Annotated in this window: 11 protein-coding genes and 1 tRNA gene; 7 read left to right on the forward strand and 5 right to left on the reverse strand. The window is 67.3% G+C overall.

The window, feature by feature from the left end:
• The first annotated feature begins 46 nt into the window (after positions 1-46).
• The 4 genes from L2Y94_RS12565 to L2Y94_RS12580 all read left to right on the forward strand — a co-directional run bounded on the left by L2Y94_RS12565 (position 47) and on the right by L2Y94_RS12580 (position 5,666).
• Complete coding sequence (locus L2Y94_RS12565; RefSeq protein WP_247366958.1) at positions 47-1,321, forward strand: TolC family protein; 1,275 nt, start codon at positions 47-49, stop codon at positions 1,319-1,321.
• A complete protein-coding gene (locus L2Y94_RS12570; RefSeq protein WP_247366960.1) occupies positions 1,318-2,409 on the forward strand; it encodes an efflux RND transporter periplasmic adaptor subunit in 1,092 nt (363 codons plus the stop codon). Before L2Y94_RS12565 ends, L2Y94_RS12570 begins: the two co-directional genes overlap by 4 nt.
• Positions 2,409-5,543 (forward strand): efflux RND transporter permease subunit, encoded by a 3,135-nt coding sequence (locus tag L2Y94_RS12575; RefSeq protein WP_247366975.1) that lies wholly within the window; start codon positions 2,409-2,411, stop codon positions 5,541-5,543. The genes L2Y94_RS12570 and L2Y94_RS12575 overlap by 1 nt, the downstream gene beginning before the upstream one ends.
• 47 nt (positions 5,544-5,590) lie before the next feature.
• Positions 5,591-5,666: transfer RNA gene (locus L2Y94_RS12580), tRNA-Ala, on the forward strand.
• 49 nt (positions 5,667-5,715) lie between these two features.
• Here the strand turns inward: L2Y94_RS12580 and L2Y94_RS12585 are convergent.
• The 5 genes from L2Y94_RS12585 to L2Y94_RS12605 all read right to left on the reverse strand — a co-directional run bounded on the left by L2Y94_RS12585 (position 5,716) and on the right by L2Y94_RS12605 (position 18,630).
• On the reverse strand, positions 5,716-6,486 hold the full coding sequence (locus L2Y94_RS12585) for an alpha/beta hydrolase family protein (protein WP_247366980.1): 771 nt from the start codon (positions 6,484-6,486) through the stop codon (positions 5,716-5,718).
• Positions 6,487-7,158: 672 nt separating this feature from the next.
• A complete protein-coding gene (locus L2Y94_RS12590) occupies positions 7,159-7,560 on the reverse strand; it encodes a type II toxin-antitoxin system MqsA family antitoxin (protein WP_247366982.1) in 402 nt (133 codons plus the stop codon).
• 2 nt (positions 7,561-7,562) lie between these two features.
• Complete coding sequence (locus tag L2Y94_RS12595; protein ID WP_247366983.1) at positions 7,563-7,859, reverse strand: type II toxin-antitoxin system MqsR family toxin; 297 nt, start codon at positions 7,857-7,859, stop codon at positions 7,563-7,565.
• A 516-nt stretch (positions 7,860-8,375) separates the two neighbouring features.
• The gene (locus L2Y94_RS12600; RefSeq protein ID WP_247366985.1) at positions 8,376-17,669 is read right to left on the reverse strand and encodes an autotransporter-associated beta strand repeat-containing protein; all 9,294 of its coding nucleotides are present in this window, start codon (positions 17,667-17,669) and stop codon (positions 8,376-8,378) included.
• Positions 17,670-18,000: 331 nt separating this feature from the next.
• Positions 18,001-18,630 (reverse strand): hypothetical protein, encoded by a 630-nt coding sequence (locus L2Y94_RS12605; RefSeq protein WP_247366987.1) that lies wholly within the window; start codon positions 18,628-18,630, stop codon positions 18,001-18,003.
• A 246-nt stretch (positions 18,631-18,876) separates the two neighbouring features.
• On the opposite strand from L2Y94_RS12605, the gene pgaA reads away from it, so the two are divergent.
• From pgaA to pgaC, 3 genes are read left to right on the forward strand one after another with little or no spacing between them, the layout of a single operon-like run.
• A complete protein-coding gene (gene pgaA, locus L2Y94_RS12610; RefSeq protein WP_247366988.1) occupies positions 18,877-20,946 on the forward strand; it encodes a poly-beta-1,6 N-acetyl-D-glucosamine export porin PgaA in 2,070 nt (689 codons plus the stop codon).
• Positions 20,947-20,952: 6 nt separating this feature from the next.
• A complete protein-coding gene (gene pgaB / locus L2Y94_RS12615; RefSeq protein WP_247366989.1) occupies positions 20,953-22,827 on the forward strand; it encodes a poly-beta-1,6-N-acetyl-D-glucosamine N-deacetylase PgaB in 1,875 nt (624 codons plus the stop codon).
• A complete protein-coding gene (gene pgaC / locus L2Y94_RS12620; protein WP_247366990.1) occupies positions 22,824-24,074 on the forward strand; it encodes a poly-beta-1,6-N-acetyl-D-glucosamine synthase in 1,251 nt (416 codons plus the stop codon). Before pgaB ends, pgaC begins: the two co-directional genes overlap by 4 nt.
• Positions 24,075-24,078: the final 4 nt, after the last annotated feature.

A 24,078-nucleotide genomic window follows, 5' to 3' on the forward strand; every position in this document is an offset into this window, starting at 1 on the left:
GCATTCGCGGCGGCGCGAATCGTTCGTGCCTTAGGAGATATCCCCCATGTTTTTTCGACGTGCAGCGCCGCGCGGCGCCTTGTGCGTGTTGCTTGCCGCCTCCGCCATGACCGGCGCCGGCGCGGCGGAAACCACCGCGCTTCCCCCTTCCCCGCCCCCCGTGCGCCGTGCCATCCGCGAACTGTGGGATACGAATCCCCAGGTGCAGGCCGCCGAGGCCATGCTTCGTGCCGCGCGGGAGCGCACGCGTGGCGCCGCCCGGCCGGTCTACAACCCATCGATCCAGCTCGAAGGAGAAAACGCCGACGTCGATCGGCGCACCGCGGGTGCCAGCCTCACGCTGGACCTCTTCGGCAAGCGCAGGGCTCGCGTCGGCGAAGGCGATGCGAACGTACGCCTCCAGCAGGCGACGTACGTCCTCGCGCGTCGCGATGCCGCCCTGGACTGGTTGAAAGCCTGGTCCGGGGCAATCCTGGCGCGTGAGCAAAGCGAACTCGGTCGTCGCCGCCTGGAACTCATGCGGCGTTTCGACGAGCTCGCCGCGCAACGGCTGAAAGTGGGCGACGTCAGCAGCCCCGAACGCGACCTGGCCGGACTGGCGCTGGGCGAAGCCCAAATGCAGCAAGCGTCACTCGACGCCCAGCGCGCCGACGCGCTCGCCACGCTCGCCTCCCTTGGCGGCGATCCGAACGGCGATCTCCCTGCCCTGACTCACGACCTTCCGCCGGAGACGGCGTCGGTGTCGGCCGTACCGGTCGATGAACGCCCCGAGCTGATTCGCGCAGGGGCGGAGCAAGCGCGAGCGGAAGCCGCCGTCGTCGTCGCCGATCGCGCCCGTCGGCCGGATCCCACCGTCAGCCTGGCCGGCGGCAGCGTTCGCAGCGGTCCCCGCACGGATCGCGTGATCGGCGTCAGCGTATCGATTCCGCTGCCCGTGCTCGACAACGGTCGTTACGCGGTGAGCGCCGCCCGGGCGGAAGCGGATGCGGCGTTCGCCTCGCACCGCGCGGCGATGCTGCGCTCGGAGGCTCGTCTCAAGCAGGCGCGGGCCACCTACGACGCGATGCGCGCGGCCAGCGAGGGGTTTCGCCGTGGCCGCACGGGTGCGTTCGACGAACGGGCGCGGCTGCTCGACCGCCTGTGGCAGGCCGGGGAGATCAGCACTTCCGATTACCTCGTGCAGTTGAAGCAGAGCCTCGACACCGCCCTCTCCGGCATCGCCCTCGAAAACCAGACCTGGCGGGCGTGGTTCGACTACCTCGCCGCCGCCGGCCGCCTGACCGAATGGGTCGACGGCTCCCTCAAGGATTCCTCCCCATGACGCGCACCTACTTTCGTTTTACCGTCGTCGCCTTTTCCTTGGCCCTTGCCCGCGCACCGGCCGCCTTCGCGCAGGACGCCGGTCCCCTCCTCCTCGATGCCGCCGCTATCAAGGCCGCCGGCATCACCGTCAGCACCGCGAACCGGCGCACATTGACCGACCAGGTGCGCGCGCCGGGCGAGGTGAAGGTCGATGCCTATTCCACCGCGCTGGTCTCGCCGCGCGTGGCATCCCAGGTCGTCGCGCGCAAGGCGAAACTCGGTGACGTGGTGAAAGCCGGCCAGCCGTTGGTGGTGCTTTCCAGCGTCGAGGTCGCCGACACCCAGGGACAGCTCATCGTCGCCAGCCAGGACTGGAACCGCGTGGCCTCGCTCGGTCCCCAAGCCGTGTCCGCGCGACGCTACAACGAGGCGCTGGTCCAGCGTGACCAGGCCAAGGCCAGGCTGAAAGCGTACGGGCTCTCCGACGGCCAGATCGCCCACCTCGTCAAACGCGGTTCCGCCGCTGCCGACGGCCGTTTCGAATTGCTCGCGACGCAAGCCGGACGCATCACCACCGACGACTTCGTCGTGGGCGAACGCATCGAGCCGGGCCGCGTCCTGTTTACGCTGGCGGCGGAATCTTCCGTATGGGTCGAAGCGCGGCTGGCGCCGGACATGGCCGAACAGGTGCGTCCCGGTGCATCCGTGACCGTTCTCGCGCACGGCGCCGAGCGAAAAGGTCGCGTCATACAGCGTTCCCACCAGACCGACGAGAAGACGCGCACCGTCGCCGTGCGCATCCAGGTGCCGAACGAGAACGACCTGCTCCATCCCGGCGAACTGGTGGAATGCCGCATTACCATGCCGTCCACGACCGAACGCCTGGCGGTGCCCGCGGAATCCGTCGTGCTGTTGCAGAACCAGCCCAGCGTGTTCACCCGCGGCAAGCGGCCCGGCCAGTTCGAAGCGACCGCCGTCGACGTCGGCGACACCCGCGACGGCTGGACCGAGATCAAGCGAGGACTCTCCACCGGCACGCCTTACGTGAGCAAGGGCGCGTTCGTCCTGAAGGCGCGCGTCCTGCGTTCGCAGCTGGGAGACGAGTGATGCTGGCACGCCTCGTCGAACTGTCCTTGAAGTACAAGGTGCTGGTACTCATCGCCTTCGCGGTGATCGGCGCGCTGGGTTACCGGGCGGTGAGAAGCCTGCCGATCGACGCGTTTCCCGACGTGACCCCGGTACAGGTCAACGTCTACACCGAGGCGTCCGGCCTCGCCGCCGAAGACGTCGAACAACTGCTCACCACCCCGGTCGAATCCGCCCTGGCCGGCCTGCCGAAGGTGCAGGACATCCGCTCGGTGAGCCTCTTCGGCCTGTCCTACGTGTCGGTGTACTTCGACGACGACGTGGACATCTACTTCGCGCGGCAACAGGTGAACGAGCGTCTGCAGCAGGTGGGCGACCGCCTGCCCGCGGGCTACGGCAAGCCCGAGATGGGGCCCAACACCTCCGGTCTCGGCCAGGTGTTCTGGTATACGGTGGAGCGCGCCGACGACACCCTGAAGAACGCGCCCTCCGACATGGACCTGCGCACGCTCCAGGACTGGACGGTGCGCCTGATCCTGCGCACCGCGCCGGGCGTGGACGACGTCACGTCGTGGGGCGGCCGGCAGAAGCAATACCAGGTGCGCATCGATCCCATGCGGCTGATCGCGCACGAGCTCGGCTTCAAGGACGTGATCCAGGCGCTCGAGGCGAACAACGCGCAGGTCGGCGGCAACGTCATCGACGTGGGTCGCGAACAATACCTGGTGCGCGGGCTCGGCCTGGTGAAGGACGCGAAGGACATCGGCAACATCGTGCTCAAGAGCGAAGACGGCACGCCGGTCTACGTGCGCGATGTCGCCAGCGTGACCGAAGCCGGTGCGCCGCGCTCGGGGGCCGTCACCCGCGACGGCAAGGAAGTGGTGATGGGCCAGGCCCTGGCCCGCATCGGGGAAAACGCCAAGAGCGTGGTCGATGCGGTCAAGGCGAAGCTCGACACGGTGAAGCGGGCCTTGCCCGCAGGCACCGTCGTCAAACCCGTCTACGAGCGCACCGACCTCGTCGACGCCGCCGTCGGCACCGCCGTGCGCGCGCTGGTGGAAGGATCCATCCTCGTCGCGGCGATCCTGTTCCTCTTCCTCGGCGAACTGCGCAGCGCGTTCATCGTGGTGGTGACGCTGCCGCTGGCGATGCTGATCGCCTTCATCGGCATGGAACGGGCGGGCCTCTCGGCCAACCTGATGTCCCTGGCCGGACTCGCCATCGGCATCGGCATGATGGTGGACGGCGCCGTGGTGATGGTGGAAAACGCCTTCCGCATCATGGCGGAGACGAAGGCACGCGGCGAACCCGTCGACAAGACCGCCGCCGTACTCCACGCAGCGCGTGAAGTGGCGAGCCCCGTCGCCTTCGCGATCCTCATCATCATCGTGGTCTTCCTGCCGCTGTTCGGCCTGCAGGGTCTCGAAGGCAAGATGTTCAAGCCGATGGCGTTCAACATCGGCTTCGCGATGGCGGGATCGCTGCTGCTCTCGCTGACCCTGATTCCCGTACTCGCCGCCTTGATCCTCAAGCCCAAGGAGGAAAAAGACACCCGCCTCGTCGCCTGCCTCAAGCGCGCCTACGGAAGGGTACTGGCGTGGTCGCTAGGCCATCGCAAATCGGTGATCGGCATCGCGGCCGTTGCCTTGCTGGGCGCCCTCGCCCTGTTTCCCTTCCTCGGCAAGGAGTTCATGCCCAACCTGCGCGAGGGCGCGATCATGTGGCGCATCACCTCCATTCCTTCGGCGTCGCTGGATGAATCCATCGCGATTTCCCACCGGGTAGCCGAGCGGATCAAGTCACGCTTCCCCGAAGTGGACACCACGCTGGCGATGATCGGCCGCGCGGAAAAGGGCGAAACCGCCGACGTCAATTACATGGAGGTCTACACGCCGCTCAAGCCGAAAGCGCAATGGCGCAAGGGGCAGACGCTCGAAGGCATCGAGGACGACATGCAGGCGGAATTGACCGACCTCCTGCCCACCGCGGTGGTGAGCTACACCCAACCTATCCAGATGCGTATCGAGGAACTGATTTCCGGCGTGCGTGCCACCCTCGCCTTGAAGCTCTACGGCGACGACCTGGGCGAGCTCGACCGCACCAGCGCGAAGATCAAGAACGTACTGGCCGGCGTGCCGGGCGTGGCCGACCTTGCCCTGGAGGCCAACCTCGGCAAGCCGCAGGTCCGCATCGACGTGGATCGCGACGCGCTTGCCCGGTATGGCCTGAACGCCGAAGACATCCTCACCGTGGTACGCAACGGCATCGGCGGCGAGCCGGTCGGCACGCTGCTCGACGGCGTGAGGCGATTCGACATGACCGTGCGCCTGGACGACGCGAACAAGGCCACGATCCAGGATATCGAACGCATCCCCATGCGCACGCCGTCGGGTGCGTTGGTACGGCTCGACCAGGTGGCGACCGTGAGCACGGCCGAGGGCTACTCGTTCATCCGCCGCGAACAGCTCCAGCGCTACGCGGTGATCCAGATGGACGTGCGCGGCCGCGACATCGACGGCTTCGTGCAGGACGCCAACGCGGCCATCGCCCGGGCGGTGAAGCTACCGACCGGCTATTACACCGAATGGGGCGGCGCCTTCGAGAACCAGCAACGCGCCCTGAAGCGCCTGGCCGTCATCGTACCGGCGACGATCTTCCTCATCTTCGTGCTGCTCTACACGGCGTTCAACTCGGTGCGCCATGCGGCGCTCATCCTCGCCAACGTACCGTTCGCGACCATCGGCGGCATCGTCGGCCTCTACGTCACCGGGCAATACCTGTCGGTGCCCTCGGCCATCGGCTTCATCGCGGTCTTCGGCGTGGCGATGCTCAACGGCATCGTGCTGGTGAGCTTCCTCAACGAGCAACGACAGGCCGGTTTGGGTATCCGCGAATCGGTGGTGAGGGGCACCGCCCTGCGCCTGCGGCCCGTGCTGATGACGGCCAGCGTCGCCATCCTGGGCCTGGTGCCCATGTTGCTGTCCTCGGGCGTAGGCGCCGAGACCCAGCGGCCGCTGGCGACGGTGGTGGTGGGCGGCCTCATCACCTCCACCCTGCTCACCCTGGTGCTGCTGCCGGTGCTGTATGACGGCATGGAGCGGCGACGGGAGAAGCGGCTTGGCGGGCCTGCCGACGGACCATCCGGCCATCGGTGAGTCCCTGTTGGCAGAGCCGAACATCGCTGATAAGATGCACGGCTCGTGGGGCGGTAGCTCAGCTGGGAGAGCGTCGCGTTCGCAATGCGAAGGTCGGGAGTTCGATCCTCCTCCGCTCCACCAACTATCCAGAGACAAAAGGCCAGGGCATCGCGCTCTGGCCTTTTGTTTTCTATCGGGGTGCCGTCGCAAGCCACTTCAGCAGGGCCTGCGAGAGCTCCGTCCGCTTGTCCGAGTACGCATGATCGGTCGGCAGGTGAAGTGTCGCTATCCGCGCATCGCCCGCCTGACGAAGTGCATTAACGAACGCCTGATTGGCGGACGCGAGCCCGTCGTCCGAGGTGACCACAAGCACCGGCCGATCCTTGATCGCCTTAGCCTTCGAGACCAACGCCCAGTCCGCCGCATGATCCGACAGCTCCGTCGCCAGGCTATCGGGCGTGCATCCGCTGAGCGGCGCCATGCCTTCGGCGGCCAGCGCCGACGCCGTCTTCGTGATCGCGTTCGCCCGGGAATCCCGTTCCTGCAACTGCCCTGCCCGCCCGGCCATGTCGGCGGCCGAGATGAGGGCCACGCCCTGGATGGCGGGGTCGGCGGCCGCGGCCTGCACGGCCATCATCCCGCCCATGCTGTGGCCGACGAGCACGATCCTCGACGGGTCCAGGCGCAGGCGTTTGGCATTCTCCGGCTCGCGCAGATAGGCCAGCGCCGCCGCCACGTCCTCGATGGCGTGCGAGAAGGAGAAATCCCCCGGTGTGCCCCATGCACCACGGTAATTGAAGTAGAGAACGTCCCATCCCGCCCGGCGCATGTCCTGTGCGAGATCGAGGTTTCGTTCGTTGCCCGGGAAACCATGCAGCAGCACGACCACCGGATGCGGACCGGCGCCCGCGGCCACGTAGACCAACGCATTCATCGGCGATCCGTGGCTGGGGATCTGCATGGTTTCCATCGAGGCTTTCGCTTCGTTCGACGATGTCGAAGCGACATTCCCGCCACGGGCGTGTGCGGGAACAAAGGCGGCGCATAGCGAAAGGCAAACCGCGAACCACGCGGACGTGACGTAGACCTTCATGTAGCCTCCTCGATTGAGCATCCCGAAACATGTCCGGCGCGCTGCGCAGGATGACAGACAACCCGACGTTGTTTTGCTGGGGCAGTCGCGTTGCCCGCGCTCTTGCCATGTACGCGTCGCGGGCAAACATCGCTCGATGCGGTGAAGACGCGCGGGCCGGAGGTGTTTCGACCACCTCCGAGCTGCTCACCAAAACCAACTGTCCAGGAGTTGATCGTGGCTGACCACCATCATACGGCACCCGTTCGCCCGCCGAATCCCCCCGGCGACATCCCCGCCGGTTACCGGGCCGTCTGCGTCCCCCGCAGACACGGTGGAAGAACCGCGGCGCAGCCGTCTTTTTACGATATCTCTCGGCCGTTTCACCCGGCGGGTAGCCGCGTGGGCCGATGGCTCTGGCGTTGGAGGCCATCGCCACGCTGATGCATATGGGTGTGCAGTGTGCCGCGCAAGCCCATGCGCGCATGACGTGGGCGCAGGCGGAATGCCCGGATACCTGACGTCACGGCACACGTCAGGTATTCGTGGAGTACCGACGCGTCAGGCGAGCCTGACTTCGTCCAGTAGATCAGGATGGCGATCCAGCAATCTGAGCAGCTTGACCAAGGCTAACGGCGGCCTCGTCTTGCCGTTCTCGTAGCGGGAGAACGCATTGACGCCGCCACCGAAGATCTCGGCCGCCTCACGCTGGTCCAGGTGAAGTTTTTTGCGCACGCTTGCAATGAACTGGGGGTCGACGATGGCGGCATTCACCTGCTTGTTGAACTGCATCATCAGTTCGCTGGTTCGGATCGACTCGCCCATGTCGAGAACGGCTTCGCCACAGGTTGGGCAAAATTGGCCGGCCACGGATGGAATGACCGTGGTCTCACCCTTGTAGGTGTAAGGCATATCCCGACTATCGCGAATCAGTTCGGCGGCACCACACGCAGGGCATTTCATCGTCATAGCTCCTTGAAGGACACGATCACCACCTCGTCGATGATCGTCAGCTTCAGATACACGTCACCCACCCGCGTACCGACACGGTAGACGTCATGCCACAGGGTGTGATCGGCGTAGGTGGTCATGCTCTTGTAAAAATCCGTCGACGACAACGCCATGAGTACATCCAGCATGCCCGACATCTCGAGGCCTAGATGGGACGCTCCGCGCGTCGCGGAGTACGTAGCGCGAACCCTGCCCGCTTCCACCCATGCCCTGACGACAGACAGCTTGTGGTGAGGAGTTCCTTTCTCCACGGCTCATCCTAACCTAGTTGGTTATTTTTTGGCAAGTTGGTTAATGGCTGACGGCGGCGGCCACCGTGGGCACGAAGCCTCAAGCCTTGCGCTCGTGATTCGTGACCGGCACGGACCTCTTGCCTGAGGAAGCTGGAGGATAAAGGGGTTTCCGAGGCCCTTCTTTAAGCACTCGTCTCGTACGTGCGCGGCCGAACTCGGAATAACGCGTCCGCTCAAACCTTCGCGAACGATCCCGACATCACGGCGGCGAAATCGGCCTGTCCCGCAGGCACGGAACTGACGGCAATCGCACGGAGGAAACAGGGAGGCGACATCCCAGCGGAAATGTCATGAGGTGCGGGTCGGTCCGGAACCACACAGGGGTTGGGATGCACGACGGCGTTCCCTTCCCGGCGATCCGGCAAGACGTTGAATCCCGAGCGGTCCGGATTCGTCACGGAAAACCGGGGCCTTTTCCATGGCTGGGGGCGTGTTCGCCCCCAGCCATGGAAACCACGCCATGGTCATGGCAGATCAGAAGTTCCAGCGGAACCCGAGGTTCACCGAATCGCTCTTCGTGTGCGACGCGCGATCGGCGTTGTAGTACACGTACGTGCTCGCGGCGGGCGTGATGTCGAAGCTCATGCCCACGCCGGCCTGCCAGTGGTTCTTCACCGGACGCGAACCCTGCACCGTGAAGCCGGTGGTCGGCACGCCGGCGAAGGCGTTGTCCACCGTCACCGTGTCGTCCTTGGTGTTGTGCAGGTAGCGCACGATCACGATCGGGTGCAGTTTGGTGCCCTCCACGCCCAGGTCCACGTCGCCGACCAGTCGCGCGCCCACGCCGTATTGCATGCTGCGCGCTTCGATGCGGCCCACGCGCAGGTCCGCGTCGCCGGCACCGCGCTCGGTGAAGCCGTCGTACTTCACCTTGGTGTAGTACGCGCCGACGAACGGCTCCAGGTGCATGCTCTGGCCGAGCGGGAAGCGGTAGCCGCCTTCCAATGCCGCGTTCGTGGTCTTGCCGTCGTAACGTCCCGTGGCTTCCGGGTTGAACGGACCGACCGCCACGCGACGCGAGCTGTCGGCGTTCTGCCAGCCGTACGAGGCCAGGCCCTGGAACCACCACTGGTGCTCGTTGAAGTACTGCGCGTGCACGCCCACCGCGTACTGGTCCACGTCGGTGTAGTCGCCGCGACGATCCACCTCGGTGCGCGAGTTGGCCACGTTGGCGTGCACGCCGATGCGCAGGTCGGGCGTCACCGGCGCATCGGCGCCGATCACGATGCCGTTGATGCGGTAATCGGTGCGCGCCACGTCGACGCTACGCGACAGGTCGCTGCTCGAGGTATACGGCTCGGCCCAGACGGCCGCGCCCTGCTCGTTCGTGTCGCGTTCCAGCTTCAGGCGATAGAACACCGAGTCCTGGTACTGGCTCTGGCCCTGCAGCTCCGCCGTGGCGGCCGACGCATAGGTTTCGCCGGTGAGCGAGTCGAACGCCCGATCCACCTGGTCGCCGGTCAAGCCGCGCACGTAGCCGAGCAAGGTCGGCAGCGGATCGCCGCCCGAGGTGGCGATGGTCTGCAACGCCGCGGCCATGCCCTGCTGGTTGCCGTTGAGGCCGGCGAACTGGTCGAACGGGGTGCCACCTGTCCCCGCGCCACTGCCGGCCTGGGTCAGCGTCAGGATCACCTGATTGCCCTGCTGGCTCACGCTGGCATCGAGGAACGGGAGCGTGTTTTGCACCACGCTGGCGTAACTGCCGGTGACGCCACCGGTGGCGTTGATGATCGAATAGTTGGTAACCGGCGCATACGTGCCTGCCGACGGCAGCGTCACGAGCTGGCCGCCGACGGTCGCGGGGCCGTTGACGTTGATGCTGTCGTGCGCTCCGCCCGCGTTGGTGCGGATCTGCGTCGTGGAGCCGGCGGCGAGAACGAGACCGCCGGTGTTGAGGGTCGTACCCGGCGTACCGCTGCCACCGGCAGGACCCGTGGCGCCATCGATGCCGCTCGGGGCGATGGTGCCGCCGTCGCCGACCGTCACCGGTCCGCCGACGGTGCCGCCGCCGACCACGCCGCCACCCGGATTGACCGTCACCGGACCGCCGAGATTGCCGTTCACCACCAGGTTGCCGCCGATCGTCGTACCGCCATTGAAGCTGACCGAGGTACCCGCATCCACCGACAGCGTGCCCGCATCGACGTTGAGGTTCGTGATGCCGTTGAGCGATGCGCCCGGCAGGCTCGCCTGGCCGTTGCCGGTGATGTTCAGCGTGGTGCCCGGCGCCGTGCCGTTGACCGTGCCGGTCACGGTCGGCAGGTCGCCGTAGCTCACGTCGAGGCTGCTGTCGCCACCGAGGTTCAGCGTGCCGGCGATGGGACCGGCGACCGTCAGCACGTTGCCGCTGCCGTCGAGGTTGGCCGTGGCGCCCGCGCCGACGGAGATGCCGCCCTGGTACGGATGGCTCGCCGTGAGCGTGCCCGCGTTGACGGCGAACTTGCCGCTGAAATTGGCCAGCAGGCCATGGAGCACCAGGCTGCCGCTGCCTTCCTTGACCAGACCGCCGCTGCCGGCGAGGTCGCCGTCGAGCGTGAGGTTCTGCGCGCCCGTGACGGTCGCGCCGTTGGCACCAAGGATGACGTTGTTGGCGAGGGTCACCGCCGTGCCGGCTTCGAGACTGGCACCGTCGATCGAGAGATCGCCGGTACCCAGCGCCGTGTCGCTGCCGACGACGAGCGATCCACCGTTGACCGCGGTACCGCCGCTGAAGGCGCTCGAGCCATTGAGGGTGAGCGAACCCGCACCGTTCTTGGTCAGGCCACCCACGCCGGAGATCTCGCCGTCGAGGGTGAGCGCGTTGTTGCCCGACAGGGTCAGCCCGGCGTTCAAGGTCACGTCGTTCGCCAGCGTCAACGGTGCGCTCGTATCCAGCGCACCGCCGTTCACGGTCAGGCTGCCCGTGCCGAGCGAGGCGTCGTTGCCGAGCGTGAGGCCGCCCGCGTTGAGGGTCACGCCACCGGTGAAGGTATTCGCGCCGTTGAGCACCTGCACGCCAGCGCCGTTCTTCACGAGGCCGCCCGCACCGTCGATGACGCCGTCGAACGTCGCATCGGCCGTACCGCCCAGCGTCAGCGTGCTGCCACCCAGCGTGACGTTGCTTCCGGCCACGCCCGCGAGCGAGCCGACGGCCTGATCGCCGCCCGCGGCGATGTCCAGCGTGGCACCCGCACCGGCGAGGTTCACCGCGCTGGCAGGCGACAGGCTGCCGCCCGCACCGATCGCCAGCGTGCCGTCGTTGACGAGCGTGCCGCCGGTGTATGAGCTCGCGCCGCTCAGCGTCAGCGTCGCCGCGCCGTTCTTGGTAAGACCGCCCGCGCCGGTGATGGCGCCGCCGAGGGTCACGTCGTTGCTGCCGAGCACGGTGAGGCCCGCGTCGAGCGCCACGTCGTTGGCGAGCGTCACTGCCGTGCTCGCGTCGAGCGTGGCCGCGCCGCCCACCGTCAACGCGCCCGACCCGAGCGACGCGTCGTCGCCCACCACGAGCCCCCCCGCGTTCAACGCTACGCCGCCACTGAAGGTGTTCGCGCCGCCGAGCAGTTGCACGCCCGCGCCCTCCTTCACCAGGCCGCCCGTACCGCCGATCGTGCCGTTGAACGTGCCGTTGCCGACGCCATTCAGGGTGAGCGTGTTGCCGCCGAGCGTCACGTCGCTGCCGGCCACGCCGTTCAAGGCGCCGATGGCCTGGTTACCGCCGCCGGAAATGTCGAAGCCGGTGCCCGCCGCCGCGAGCGTCACCGCGCCGGTGGGCGAAAGGCTGCCGCCCGCGCCGATCGCGAGGATGCCCGCGTTGATCAGCGTGCCGCCGGTGAAGGTATTGGTGCCGGTCAGCGTCTCGGTGCCGGTGCCTTCCTTGACGAGGCCGCCCGAGCCGCCGATGGAGCCGCTGAACGTGCCGTCCGTGGGGCCGCCCACGGTGAGATCGTTCGCGCCGAGGTTGACCGTGCCGTTGCCGGTCAGCGTACCGAACACCTGCGTGCCGTTACCCGCGGAGAGATCGAACGTGGCGCCCGTGGCGATGTCCACGATGCCCGCGGCGGCGAGGCTCGCGCCGGCACCGAGGGCCAGCGTGCCGGCGTTGATCTGGGTGCCGCCGGTATAGGTATTGGCGCCGTTCAAGGTCAGCGTGGCCGCGCCTTCTTTCGTGAGCCCGCCCGTGCCGGTGAGATCGCCGTTGAAGATCATGTCGTTCGTGCCCAGCACCGTCAGGCCGGCGTTGAGCACCATGTCGTTGGCGAGCGTCACCACGCCGCTCGAGTCCAACGTCGCGTTGCCGCCCACCGTGAGCGAGCCGGTACCCAGCGCGGCATCGTTACCCAGCAAGAGGCCGCCCGCGTTGAGGGTCACGCCGCCGCTGAAGCTGCTCGCGCCGTCGAGCGTCTGCACGCCCGCACCGCTCTTCACCAGGCCACCGTTACCGATGATGCTGCCCGCGAACGTGGTGTCGCTCGTGCCGCCGAGCGTGAGCGTGCCGCTGCCGAGCGACACCGTGCTGCCCGCCACGCCCGCGAGTGAACCGATGGCCTGGTTGCCGCCGGCCGAGATGTCGAACGTGCCCGTGCCGGTGAGGTTCACCGCCCCGGTGGACGACAGGCCGCCGCCCGCGCCGATCGCCAACGTGCCGTCGTTGATCGTGGTGCCGCCGGTGTAGGTATTCGCGCCGGTGAGCGTGATCGTCGCCGCACCGTTCTTGATCAGCCCGCCCGCGCCGACGATCGGACCGCCCAGTGTCAGCGCATTGCTGCCGAGCAGGTTGAGGTTGATGCCCGAATCCAGGTCGATGGCGTTGGAGAGGTTCAGCGCCGCGCTCGTGTCCAGCGTGGCGTCGCCGCCGACGGTGAGCTGGCCCGTGCCCAACGCACTGCCGTTGCCGAGCACCAGGCCGCCGGCGTTGAGACCCACGCCGCCGCTGAACGTGTTCGCGCCACCCAGCGTCTGGATGCCGAGGCCATTCTTCACGAGGCCTCCGGTGCCGGCCATGACACCGTCGAACGTGCCATTCGCGACGCCACCCAGCGTGATCGTATTGCCGCCGAGCGTCACCGTGCTTCCCGCAACCCCGTTCAATACGCCGATGGCTTGGTCGCCGCCCGCCGAGATGTCGAAACCGGTACCGGGTGCGGCCAGGGTCAACGCGCCGGTCGCGGCGAGGCTGCCACCCGCGCCGATGGCGAGCGTGCCCGCGTTGATCAGCGTGCCGCCGGTGAAGGTGCTGGCGCCGGTCAGCGTCTCGGTGCCGACGCCTTGCTTGATGAGGCCACCGGTGCCGCCGATGGAACCGCTGAAGATACCGTCGGCGGGACCGCCGATGGTGATGTCGTTCGCGCCCAGGTTGACCGTGCCGTTGCCGGTCAGCGTGCCGAACACCTGCGTGCCGTTGCCCGCGGAGAGATCCAGCGTGGCGCCCGTGGCGAGGTTCACGACGCCGCTGGCGGCGAGGCTTGCACCCGCGCCGAGCGCCAGCGTGCCCGCCGCGATCTCGGTGCCGCCGGTGTAGCTGTTGATGCCGTTGAGGGTGAGCGTGGCGGCGCCCTGCTTCGTCAGTCCACCCGCACCGGTCAGCGCGCCGCCGAGCGTGATGTCGTTGCTGCCCAACACGGTGAGGCCCGCGTTGAGTACGATGGCATTGGTCATCGTCACCGCCGCGTTCGCGTCGAGCGTGGCCGCGCCACCGACGGTCAGCGTACCGATGCCCAGCGCCGCGTCGTTGCCGACGATGAGTCCACCGGCGTTCAACGACACGCCACCGCTGAACGTGCTGGCGCCGCCGAGCGTCTGCACGCCCGCGCCGACCTTCACCAGCGAACCGTTGCCGCCGATGCTGCCGCCGAAGGTCTGGTCGGTCGCATCGCCGAAGGTCAGCGTATTGCCGCCCAGGTTGATCGCCGTGCCGGCGACGCCCGATAGCGCGGCGATCGTCTGGCTGGTGGTACCGGAGATGTCGAGCGTGGCACCGGCCCCGCCCAGGCTTACCGCGCCGGTCGAGGCGAGGCTGCCGCCCGAGCCGAGCGCGAGGGTGCCCAGGTTGACCGTCGTGCCGCCGGTGTAGGTGTTCGAACCGGTGAGGGTCAGCGTCGCCGCACCGTTCTTGATCAGTCCGCCCGTGCCGGACACCACGCCACCCAACGTCAGGGCGTTGCTTCCCGCGACGCTCAGGTTCGCTCCCGCGGCCAGTCCCACGTTGTTGGCGAGGTTGATCGGGGCGCTCGTGTCGAGCGTGGCGTTGCCGCCGACGTTGAGCGCACCCGTACCCAGCGCGCTTCCGTTGCCGAGCAGCAGGCCACCCTGGTTGAGGGTCACGCCGCCGGTAAAACTGTTCGCGCCGTCGAGGGCCAGCAACGAGGCGCCGTTCTTCACCAGGCCACCGGTGCCCGTTACGGCACCGGCGAGTGTGATGTCCTGGCCGCCCAGCAGGTTGAGGGTACTGCCTGCGCCGAGGTTCACCGCGTTGGCGAGGTTGGCCGCCACGCTGGTATCCAGCGTGACCGCGCCGCCGACGTTCAGCGCGCCGGTACCGAGAGCGCCGTCGTTGCCGAGCACCAGGCCGCCCGCGTTGGCGGTGAGTCCACCGCTGAACGTATTGGCGCCGTTCAACGTGAGTACCGAGGCGCCGTTCTTGATGAGGTTGCCCGTGCCCGCCACCACGCCACCGAGGGTGATGGCCTGACCGCCCAGCAGGTTCAGGGAGCCGCCGAGGTTCACGGCGTTGCCCAGGTCGAGCGCCGTCTTGCCGTCGAGCGTCGACGCGCCGCCGACGTTGAGCGCACCCGTGCCGAGTGAATTGCCGTTGGCGAGCAGCAAGCCGCCGGCGTTGAGGTTGAGTCCGCCGCTGAACGTGTTCGCGCCGTCCAGCGTGAGCAGCGAGGCGCCGTTCTTCGTGAGGCTGCCCGTGCCGGACAGGACACCGCCCAGCGTCACGTCCTGGGTGCCCGGCAGCGTAAGTGCCGCGCCGAGGTTGACGGCGTTGGTCAGGTTGAGTGCCGTCGTACCGTCGAGGGTGGCGGCGCCGTTCACGGTCAATGCGCCGGTTCCGATCGCGCCGCTGTTGCCGAGCAACAGACCACCGGCGTTGAGGGTCGTGCCGCCGCTGAACGTATTCGCGCCGGTGAGCGTCTGCGTTCCCGTGCCGTTCTTCACCAGCGATCCCGTGCCGCTGATGATGCCGGCATAGGTCTGGCCGGTGGCGTCGCCGAACGTGAGCGTGTTGGCGCCGAGGGCGACCGTCGTGCCGAGCACGCCCGACAGCGCGCCGATGGTCTGGTCGCCACCGAGGGAGATATCGAGATTGGCACCCGCCCCGCTGAGCGTCACCGCGCCGGTGGCGGCGAGGCTGCCACCCTCACCGAGCGCGACGGTGCCCGCCGCGACGTTCAGTCCCCCAGTGAACGTGTTGGCTCCATTGAGCGTGAGCGTGGTCGCACCGTTCTTGACCAGGCCACCGGCGCCGGACATGGCGCCGCCGAACGTGAGCGCCTTCGAGCCCAGCACGTTCAGCGTGGAGCCCGCGGCGAGGTTCACGTCGTTGCTCAGCGCGAGGCCACCGGCGGGAGCCGACGACGAGCCGTCGATCGTCGCCGTGATCCCCGTGATGCCGTCGCCGACGGTCAGGGCTCCGGTACCCAGGGCCGTGTCGGTACCGAGCAGCAGGCCGCCCCCGTTGACGGTGAGGCCGCCACCGAACGCGTTGGCGCCGTTGAGGGTCAGCGACGAAGCACCATTCTTGACCAGGCTGCCCGCGCCGGAAACCGTTCCGCCGAGCGTGAGATCCTGTCCTCCGGTCAAGATCAATGAAGCACCCGTGCCGAGATTCAGCGCGTTGCCCAACGAGAGCGACGTCGTACCATCCAGCGTGACGCCGCTGCCGCCGACGCTGATCGCGCCCGTGCCCGCCGACGTGTTGCCGCCGAGCAACAGGCCACCACCGTTCAAGGCGATGCCGCCGCTGAAGCCGACGTTGTTGCCGCCGAGTGTCTGCACGCCCGTGCCGACCTTGATGAGGCCGCCCGTGCCGGCGATGGTGCCGGCGTACGAGGTGTTCGTGTTCAACCCGCCCAGCGTCAACGATCTCGCGCCGAGATTGACGGCGCCCCCGGTGCCCGCCAGCGAGCCGATGGTCTGGTCGGCGTTCGCGGCGGAGATGTCCAGGCTGGTCCCGGGCAATAGGCTGATCGCTCCCGTGGCGGAAAGGCTGCCGTTCGCGCCCAGCGCGAGGCTGCCGCCGGTCAGGGAGAGGTTGCCGGTCAGCCCGTTCGCGCCGCCCAGCGTCAGCGTACCCGCGCCACCTTTGGTGAGGTTGCCCGCGCCGGACAACGTGCCGTTGAGTGCCAGCGCGTTGCTGCCGAGCAGGTTGAGCGTCGCCCCGCCATTGACGACGATGCTGTTGGCGAGATTGAAGTTGGCGGCGGTCGTATCGAGGGACGCATTGCCCCCGACGGTCAGCGTGCCGCTGCCGAGCGCGCCGGCATTGCCGAGCAGGAGCCCACCCGCGTTGAGGTCGATTCCCCCGCTGAAGAGATTCCCGGCGCCGAGACGGACCACGCCCGTGTCGTTGACGGTGAGTCCCCCCGCGCCCGACAACACGCCGTTCAGGCCGAAGCCGTTGGTACCGCCGAGCGTGAGCCGTCCGACGTTGAGGGACACGTTGTTCGCCAGCGAGAGTCCCGCCGCCGACGCGGCGATCGCGCCGCCGTTGGCATTCAGCGTGCCGCTGCCGAACGCGCCGGCGTTGTTGAAGTTGACCAGGCCATCGTTGATCGTGGCATCGACACCGGCGACGGCACCCAGCAGGTTCCATGTGCCGCTGTTGACGATCAGGTGCTGGAAATCGATGTATTGCGCCGCATCGATCGAGGACACGGCGCCGCCGGTGCCCGCGCCCGGACCCGTGGCCGAATTCTGCAGCACCAGGCGATTGTCGTTCAGGCCACCGCCGTCGACGATGCCCGCGGCACTTAGCGTGACGTTGATGCTGAGAAACGGAAGCACGACCGACAGGCCATCGCTCTGCACCGACGATCCCGACACGGCCGTGAAGGTGTTTCCGGTCACGGAGTTGCCGAGGTTGACGCTTCCGTTGATGCTTCCGGCATTGAGGAACGTATTGCCCGCGCCCGCAGTGGTCGACCCGGCGAACGCCACGCGCCCGTCCATCGCGCCGGTCGCGCTGTTGGTGAGGTTGGTCTGGCCACCGCCATAGGAAATGATGGCCGGCGCATCGGAAACCTTCAGCGCGCTCACGCCGAAGATATCCATGCCGATGTCGCCGTCGTTGCGTATGTTGGTGACGCCGCCCGCGGCGTTTCGCGTGGCGATCGCCTGCCCTCCCACACCCACCAGCGAACCGACGTTGACCACCCCCTTGATCACGCCCCGGTTCGAGCCGTTGACGAGGTTGCTGATGTTGATCGTATTGGCGACACCCGACGCGTTGCCTGCCTCGATGCCCGCCGAGACGATGGTCAACAGGCCCGGATCGATCGATCCGCTGTTGTTGACCGTGATGCCGTTGCCGGTCAACGTCATCGCCGTGCCGCCTAGGGCCGGCAACGGTGACACGCTGGCTCCCGTCTGCACGTTCACGGTGACGCCATTGGTGGGGCTCGTTACGGGAAGATTGGCGTCGGTGCAGGTAATGACCGTGCCGGCCTGATTACACACCGCGTACGCGGTGGTACTGAACATCGGCATCGTCAATAACGAGGCGAGGGCCAGCCCCACGCTCCGGCTGATGGATTTGCGGCGGAGGAATTCAAGACGGCGCTGGCTCATGGTGCTCCCGGTATGCACGCGTTGATTTACGCTGCGGTCCGACGTCGCGAGGCCGCAAGGAACCCGCCCCTGTCGTTCGTCGGGCAAGCGTTAAAAGGCGGGTTGGGGAATGATTGCCGTGGAGCCTACGCGACCATCGGTTTCATCGGATGCATAAATTTGGCAACCGATCTACAAGCGTGCAAATGCGTTACGCATTAGCCGCGGGCTGCGCTTTATTCGGCGGAAATGGGCAATTACGGCATGACCGATATCGAATCGGCAAAATGTGATTCGAGCCGGTATAAAACAGGGATTCAAACCGTTCCGATAATCGCGAAGCGAAACCCGTTCATTCCTTGTCGAGCGCGCGATACGTCCTGTCCATAGCGACCACCAGCATTTGCAGATAGGTCAGGCGCATCTTGGCCACCGCCAGGCGATCGATCGCCGTCGCCATGCGTTCCGGTGTCCATTGTCCCGCGTCGGGAACGCTTTCCACGGTCGCCGCCGCATCCATGACGTCCTTGATCACCTGTTCCTGCGCGCCACGGAATTGATCCTGCATCGCGTAGACGGTGGAGAAGTCCTGCGCATCCTCGTAGGCCATGTACGTGAAGGCGCCCGACGTCTGGGCCGTACGCCACGCCGCATCCTTCAACGCCCCCATCTCCATGTTGAAGCTCAGGTGCTGGCCTTCGGCGGACGCGTTGGCGATCTTCGCCAGGACGGCGCGGTCGTCGTCGAGCATCTTCAGCTCCTTGTCGATCTGCGTACGGATCCGGGAGAGGTCACGGGCATTGTCCGCGACCTCCCTGCGCATCGCGGCTTCGGCCTGGTGCACGAGATGCCGGTGATGCACGGACTCGACCAGCCCTTCCAGGCTCAACGCAATGAACAGGCCCACGGTGATGGTGAGGATGTGCAGCAGGAATTCCTTGACGCCATCGATCTTCCGGTGGGGCGGATGAACATCGAGCATGACGATTCCTCGAGGCGCGGGCCGTATTCACGAAAGTATGCGCGGACTTATCTGCACATGGCCATCACGTTCCTTTCGACACCGTTCTCAGAACGGAATTGGCCGAAAGTGATAAGAACGTCGGCACGCTTCTTGCGGTTATCATGGTGGGCTGCCGCCGGGAAGTGGGGAGACGACGGCGGAACATTTAACTTCCCTGGCCGGATAAGCACGTCCGCCAAGGCAGATCGCGGATCAACAGGCAGGATGGATTTGATTCACACGACACCTCCGCGCTCCGCGCGCGTGCCCCGGGCGAGGCTGTGCCTGGCGCTGATATGGGCCTTGCAGGGCTCCGTTGCCCTGGCTTCCACGCCGTCGCCCGATCGCGATGCGCTCATGGCGCAGGTGCGCGCCGAGCGGGCGCAGGGGCATCGCGTCGATGCCCTGGCCACGTGCCAGGCGATCCTCGACCGCTGGCCCGCCGACCGCGAGGCCCTGTCCATGAACGTCACTTTGTTGACGGAACTGGGCGCGACGACGCGCGCCAAGGAACTGGCGGCCCGCCTCGATCCGCCGCAGAGCGTGGAAGACCGCTTCCACCTGCATGCCGACGACGTGGGCCACGAGATCCGCTGGGCCGACGGCGAGCCGGCCGACCTTCGCACGCCCTACGCCGAGGCGGATCGCGCCGTGGCCGATGCCCGGGCGCTGGCCGAGGATGCCGGCCTGCCGAAGGACCTTCGTCGCCGCGAACGGTTCGACCTGCTGGTGGCGCTCGACCAGGCGGGCCAGACGGCGGAAGCCGTGAAGCGTTACGACGCCACCCGAAAGGACGACGCCCCGTTTCCTCCCTATGTGGAACGCGCGATGGCCGATGCCCTGCTCGCGCAGCGCCGGCCCGCCGAGGCGGCCGCGCTCTTCGAAGACGCCATCGCCAAGGATCCCGGCCCCTACGACCCTTCCGAACCTGAGCCGCGCATCGGGCTCATGTACGCCTACCTGGAATCCAACCAGGTTCCGAAGGCCATCAAGACCATCGACGAACTCACCGCGAAGGAACCCGCGTGGGTTCGCGTTCCCGGTATCCGCCTGCCGCTGGAAAACCCGCGCAAGGTCGATGCCGACGTGGCCGCCGCGACGCTGCGCGAATACGTCGACATGCCGGCCGCGGCTTACGCCCGGCTTGAGCCGCTCAGCCGGGAAGCCCCGGCCAATGCGCAGCTTCGCAGCGAACTGGGCATGACCGAACTGGCCCGCGGGTGGCCGCGCCGTGCCGAGGAAGACATCGACATCGCCGGCACGCTCGACGAACGCGACGTGGGCATCTACGTCGGACGGTCCGAAGCGGCGCGCGCGCTGCATGACTACGACGAGGTGGATGACGACCTCGCCGTCGCGCACGCGATGGCCGACCGCAACGGACGCGTCGACCGATCGATGCGTTCATGGGATCGCGAGCGCGGCTGGCAGTTCGACATCACCACCGAGCGCGGCAAGGGCTCCAGCCCCGACTTCGGCGACCGTGACGGCGACACCCAGGCGACGGTCGCCAGCCCGTTGATCGACGACCATTGGCGGGTGCTGGCCCTGGCCCGCTATGCCACGGCCGACCTGCCCGAAGGCAGCGTGCGCCGCAGCCGGGTGGGCCTGGGGCTGCGCGGTTATGCGCGCGGACTCGAAGCCTATGTCCAGGCGCTGCCCGCGGCCGACCGCTACGTGGGCAAGACGGCCATCGAGGCCGGCGTGAACTGGGCGATGAGCGACCACTGGTCGGTCAACGCCGACTTCAGCACGGCCGGCGACGATACCCCGCTGCGCGCGCAGTACTACGGTATCTCGGCCAAGACGCTCGCCACGGCGGTCACCTACCGCAGCAGCGAGCTGTTCGAGGCGAAGCTCGGCCTCACCCGCGACCATTTCAGCGACGGCAACCAGCGCACGGGCTGGCTCGCCACCGTCGTGCAGCGCCTGCATACCGCGCCCTACCTCACCCTCGACGGCGGCGTGGAAGTCGGCGGCTCGATGAATACGCAGACCGAGCGTCCGTACTTCAATCCGCGACGCGACAAGAGCTACGCTCTCACCGGCCGGCTGGAAAACGTGCTCAGCCAGTTCTACGAACGCACGTGGACGCAGCGCGTCGACGTCGCGGTCGGCCGCTACGACGAGCAAGGCTTTTCCAGCGACTGGATGGCCACCGTACGCTACGGCCAGATTTTCGCCCCGATGCCGGGCTTCCGCCTCGGCTGGGGCATCGGCTGGCACAACCAACCCTACGATGGCCGCCGCGAACACCGCGTCGTCCTCGACCTGACCCTGCACTGGGGAGATTGACCCGTCATGCGCTCGTTGTTGTCACTGCTGGCCTTGATCGGTCTCGCCCTGCCCGCCTTCGCCCAGCCCGCGGCGCCCGTGCACGCGCCGCTGATCGTGCTGGCCTACCACGACGTCCGCGACGACGTCGGCCAACAGGCCGACCGCGATCCGGACGCGACCAGCACCGATCACCTCATCGCCCATTTCGACTGGCTCAAGGGCAACGGCTACAACATCGTGAGCCTCGAGCAGGTGGCTCAGGCCGGTCATGGCGGCGCGCCGCTGCCGCCCAATGCGGTGCTGCTCACCTTCGACGACGGCCTGGAGAGCTTCTACACGCGCGTCTATCCCTTGCTGCGCGCCTACCACTACCCCGCCCTCGCCGCGCTGGTGGGTTCGTGGATGGACATGCCCGCCGGGAAGCGCATGCCCTACAACGGTTCCGACTGCGACCGCTCGTGCTTCCTGAGCTGGGACCAGGTGGCGGAGATGCAGAAGTCGGGCCTGGTCGAATTCGGTTCGCATTCCTGGGCGCTGCACCAGGGCATGGAAGGCAACCCGCAGGGCAACCTGCAACCGGCCGCCGCCTACGTGCACTACGACGCGGCCACGAAGCACTACGAAACCGAAGCCGAGTACACCGCGCGCGTACGCGCAGACCTCGCGCACAGCGCCAACGAGATCGCCGAGCATACCGGGGTGCATCCGCGCGCCATGGTCTGGCCCTACGGTGCCTACACCCAGGTCGGGCAGAACATCGCCGCCGGCGAAGGCATGACCTTTTCCTTCAGCCTCGGCGACCGCCTGCCGAAGGTCGGCGGCGGCGGTACCATCCCGCGCCTGCTGGTCAGCGGCAACATCACGGCCAACCGCCTGGGCTGGCTCATGCGCCATCTCTCGCGCGTCGACCCCGTGCGCGCCGTGCAGGTGGACCTCGATTACGTCTACGACCCCGATCCCGCCCAGCAGGACCGCAACCTGTCCAAGCTGCTCGATCGCATCAAGCGCATGCATCCCAGCCAGGTGTGGCTGCAGGCCTATGCGGACCCGGACGGCGACGGCGTGGCCAACGCGGTGTATTTCCCCAACCGCCACCTGCCGATGCGTGCCGACCTCTACTCGCGCGTGTCCTGGCAGTTGCGCACCCGCGCGGGCGTGCGCGTGTACGCGTGGATGCCCGTGATGGCGTTCCGCTTTCCCGACGGCAAGGATCTCCCTTCGCTCGCGGGCGAGCCCAAGCCCGGCGGCGACCACTTCCGCCTGGCGCCGTACGACCCCAAGGTGCGGCAGATGATCGGCGACGTCTACGAAGACCTCGCCATGCATGCCGACGCGGCGGGCATCCTGTTCTCCGACGACGCCTACCTGCGCGACACGGACAACCTCGGCCCCTGGGCCCACGACACGCCGACGCAGAAGACGCAGGCCCTGATCGCCTTCACCCAGGAGCTGATGACCCGCGTGCATCGCTGGCGTCCACAGGCGCGCAGCGCGCGCAACCTTTACGCACTGCCGGTGCTGACGCCCAAGGCGGAAGGCTGGACGGCGCAGAACCTGGCGGCGTTCAACGAGGCCTACGACTTCACCGCGCTCATGGCGATGCCGCAGCTCGACAAGCAGCGGGATACCCTGCGCTGGTACCGCACGCTGGCCGACGCCGTGGCCGCCACGCCCGATGCGTTCGACCGCACGGTATTCGAATTCGCCGCGCAGGACTGGCGTACCAAGGCGCCGATCCCGGCCGCGGCCATGGGCGAGCGAATGCGCGCGGTGCAGGCCCTGGGCGCGCGCCACATCGGTTATTACCCCGACGACTTCCTCAAGGACCGACCGGCGCTGGAGAGCATCCGTCCGTTCATCTCCGCCGAAGACTATCCCTATCCGGAACCCGCGCGATGAACGGCGGCATCCTCCACGTACTGCTCGAATTCGCGTTCTTCTATCCGCTGATCATGTCGCTCATCTGGATGAGCGGCGGCGTGATCTACTTCCTGCGCTGGGAGCGCAACGAGCCCCTGCGCGTGAGGCCCCCGGAGCTGGCCGAATACCCGATGGTCTCGCTGGTGGTGCCGTGCCACAACGAAGGCGAGCAGGTACGCGAAACCATCGCCCACCTGGCCTCGCAGCAATATCCCCACTTCGAGATCATCGCGATCAACGACGGTTCCACCGACGACACGGGCGCGCAGCTCGATCAGTTGATGCAAACGTATCCGCGCCTGCGCGTGATCCACATGTCGAGCAACCAGGGCAAGGCGATGGGCCTGCGCGCCGCCGCGCTGGCGTCCAACGCCGACTTCCTGGTCTGCGTCGACGGCGACGCCCTGCTCGACGACTACGCCACGCACTGGCTCATCTCGCACATGCTGGAAAGCCCGCGCGTGGCCGCCGTCACCGGCAATCCGCGCATCCGCAATCGCTCCACCCTGCTGGGCAAGCTGCAGGTGGGCGAGTTCTCGTCGATCATCGGCCTGATCAAGCGTGCGCAACGCGTGTATGGGCGTATCTTCACCGTGTCGGGCGTGATCGCCTGTTTCCGCAAGAGCGCCCTGCACGACGTGGGCTACTGGAACACCGACATGGTCACGGAAGACATCGACGTGAGCTGGCGCCTGCAGATGCGCCACTGGGAAATCCGCTACGAACCCAACGCGCTGTGCTGGATCCTCATGCCCGAGACCCTGCGCGGCCTGTGGAAGCAACGCCTGCGCTGGGCGCAGGGCGGCTCGGAAGTGCTGCTTCGCTATACCGGCAAGCTGCTGAAATGGCGCCAGCGCCGCATGTGGCCCGTGGCCTTCGAGTATGTGGCGAGCCTGGTGTGGTCGTACACCATGGCGATCATCATCACGCTGTGGCTGCTGGGCCTGTTCGCGCCGCTGCCGCCGTCGCTGTACATCGACACGCTCTTGCCGCAGTGGCACGGCGTCGTGCTGGGCGCGATCTGCCTGTTGCAGTTCCTCATCAGCCTGCTCGTGGACCGCCGCTACGAGACGCGCATCGGACGCAATTACTACTGGATGATCTGGTATCCGCTGGTGTACTGGCTGCTCAACACGGCGACCTCGATCGTCGCGATGCCCAAGGCGCTGATGAAGCGCAAGGGCACCCGCGCGGTATGGGTCAGCCCGGACCGGGGACTGCGATGAAAGC

Source organism: Luteibacter aegosomatis, from assembly GCF_023078455.1.
Lineage (GTDB): Bacteria > Pseudomonadota > Gammaproteobacteria > Xanthomonadales > Rhodanobacteraceae > Luteibacter > Luteibacter aegosomatis.

Excerpts from the sequence above, each read along its gene's own strand:
- L2Y94_RS12575 (WP_247366975.1), top strand. The coding sequence starts at position 2,409 with ATGCTGGCACGCCTCGTCGAACTGTCCTTGAAGTACAAGGTGCTGGTA.
- L2Y94_RS12590 (WP_247366982.1), bottom strand. The coding sequence starts at position 7,560 with ATGAAATGCCCTGCGTGTGGTGCCGCCGAACTGATTCGCGATAGTCGG.
- L2Y94_RS12570 (WP_247366960.1), top strand. The coding sequence starts at position 1,318 with ATGACGCGCACCTACTTTCGTTTTACCGTCGTCGCCTTTTCCTTGGCC.
- pgaC (WP_247366990.1), top strand. The coding sequence starts at position 22,824 with ATGAACGGCGGCATCCTCCACGTACTGCTCGAATTCGCGTTCTTCTAT.
- L2Y94_RS12600 (WP_247366985.1), bottom strand. The coding sequence starts at position 17,669 with ATGAGCCAGCGCCGTCTTGAATTCCTCCGCCGCAAATCCATCAGCCGG.
- pgaA (WP_247366988.1), top strand. The coding sequence starts at position 18,877 with ATGGATTTGATTCACACGACACCTCCGCGCTCCGCGCGCGTGCCCCGG.
- pgaB (WP_247366989.1), top strand. The coding sequence starts at position 20,953 with ATGCGCTCGTTGTTGTCACTGCTGGCCTTGATCGGTCTCGCCCTGCCC.
- L2Y94_RS12565 (WP_247366958.1), top strand. The coding sequence starts at position 47 with ATGTTTTTTCGACGTGCAGCGCCGCGCGGCGCCTTGTGCGTGTTGCTT.
- L2Y94_RS12605 (WP_247366987.1), bottom strand. The coding sequence starts at position 18,630 with ATGCTCGATGTTCATCCGCCCCACCGGAAGATCGATGGCGTCAAGGAA.
- L2Y94_RS12585 (WP_247366980.1), bottom strand. The coding sequence starts at position 6,486 with ATGCAGATCCCCAGCCACGGATCGCCGATGAATGCGTTGGTCTACGTG.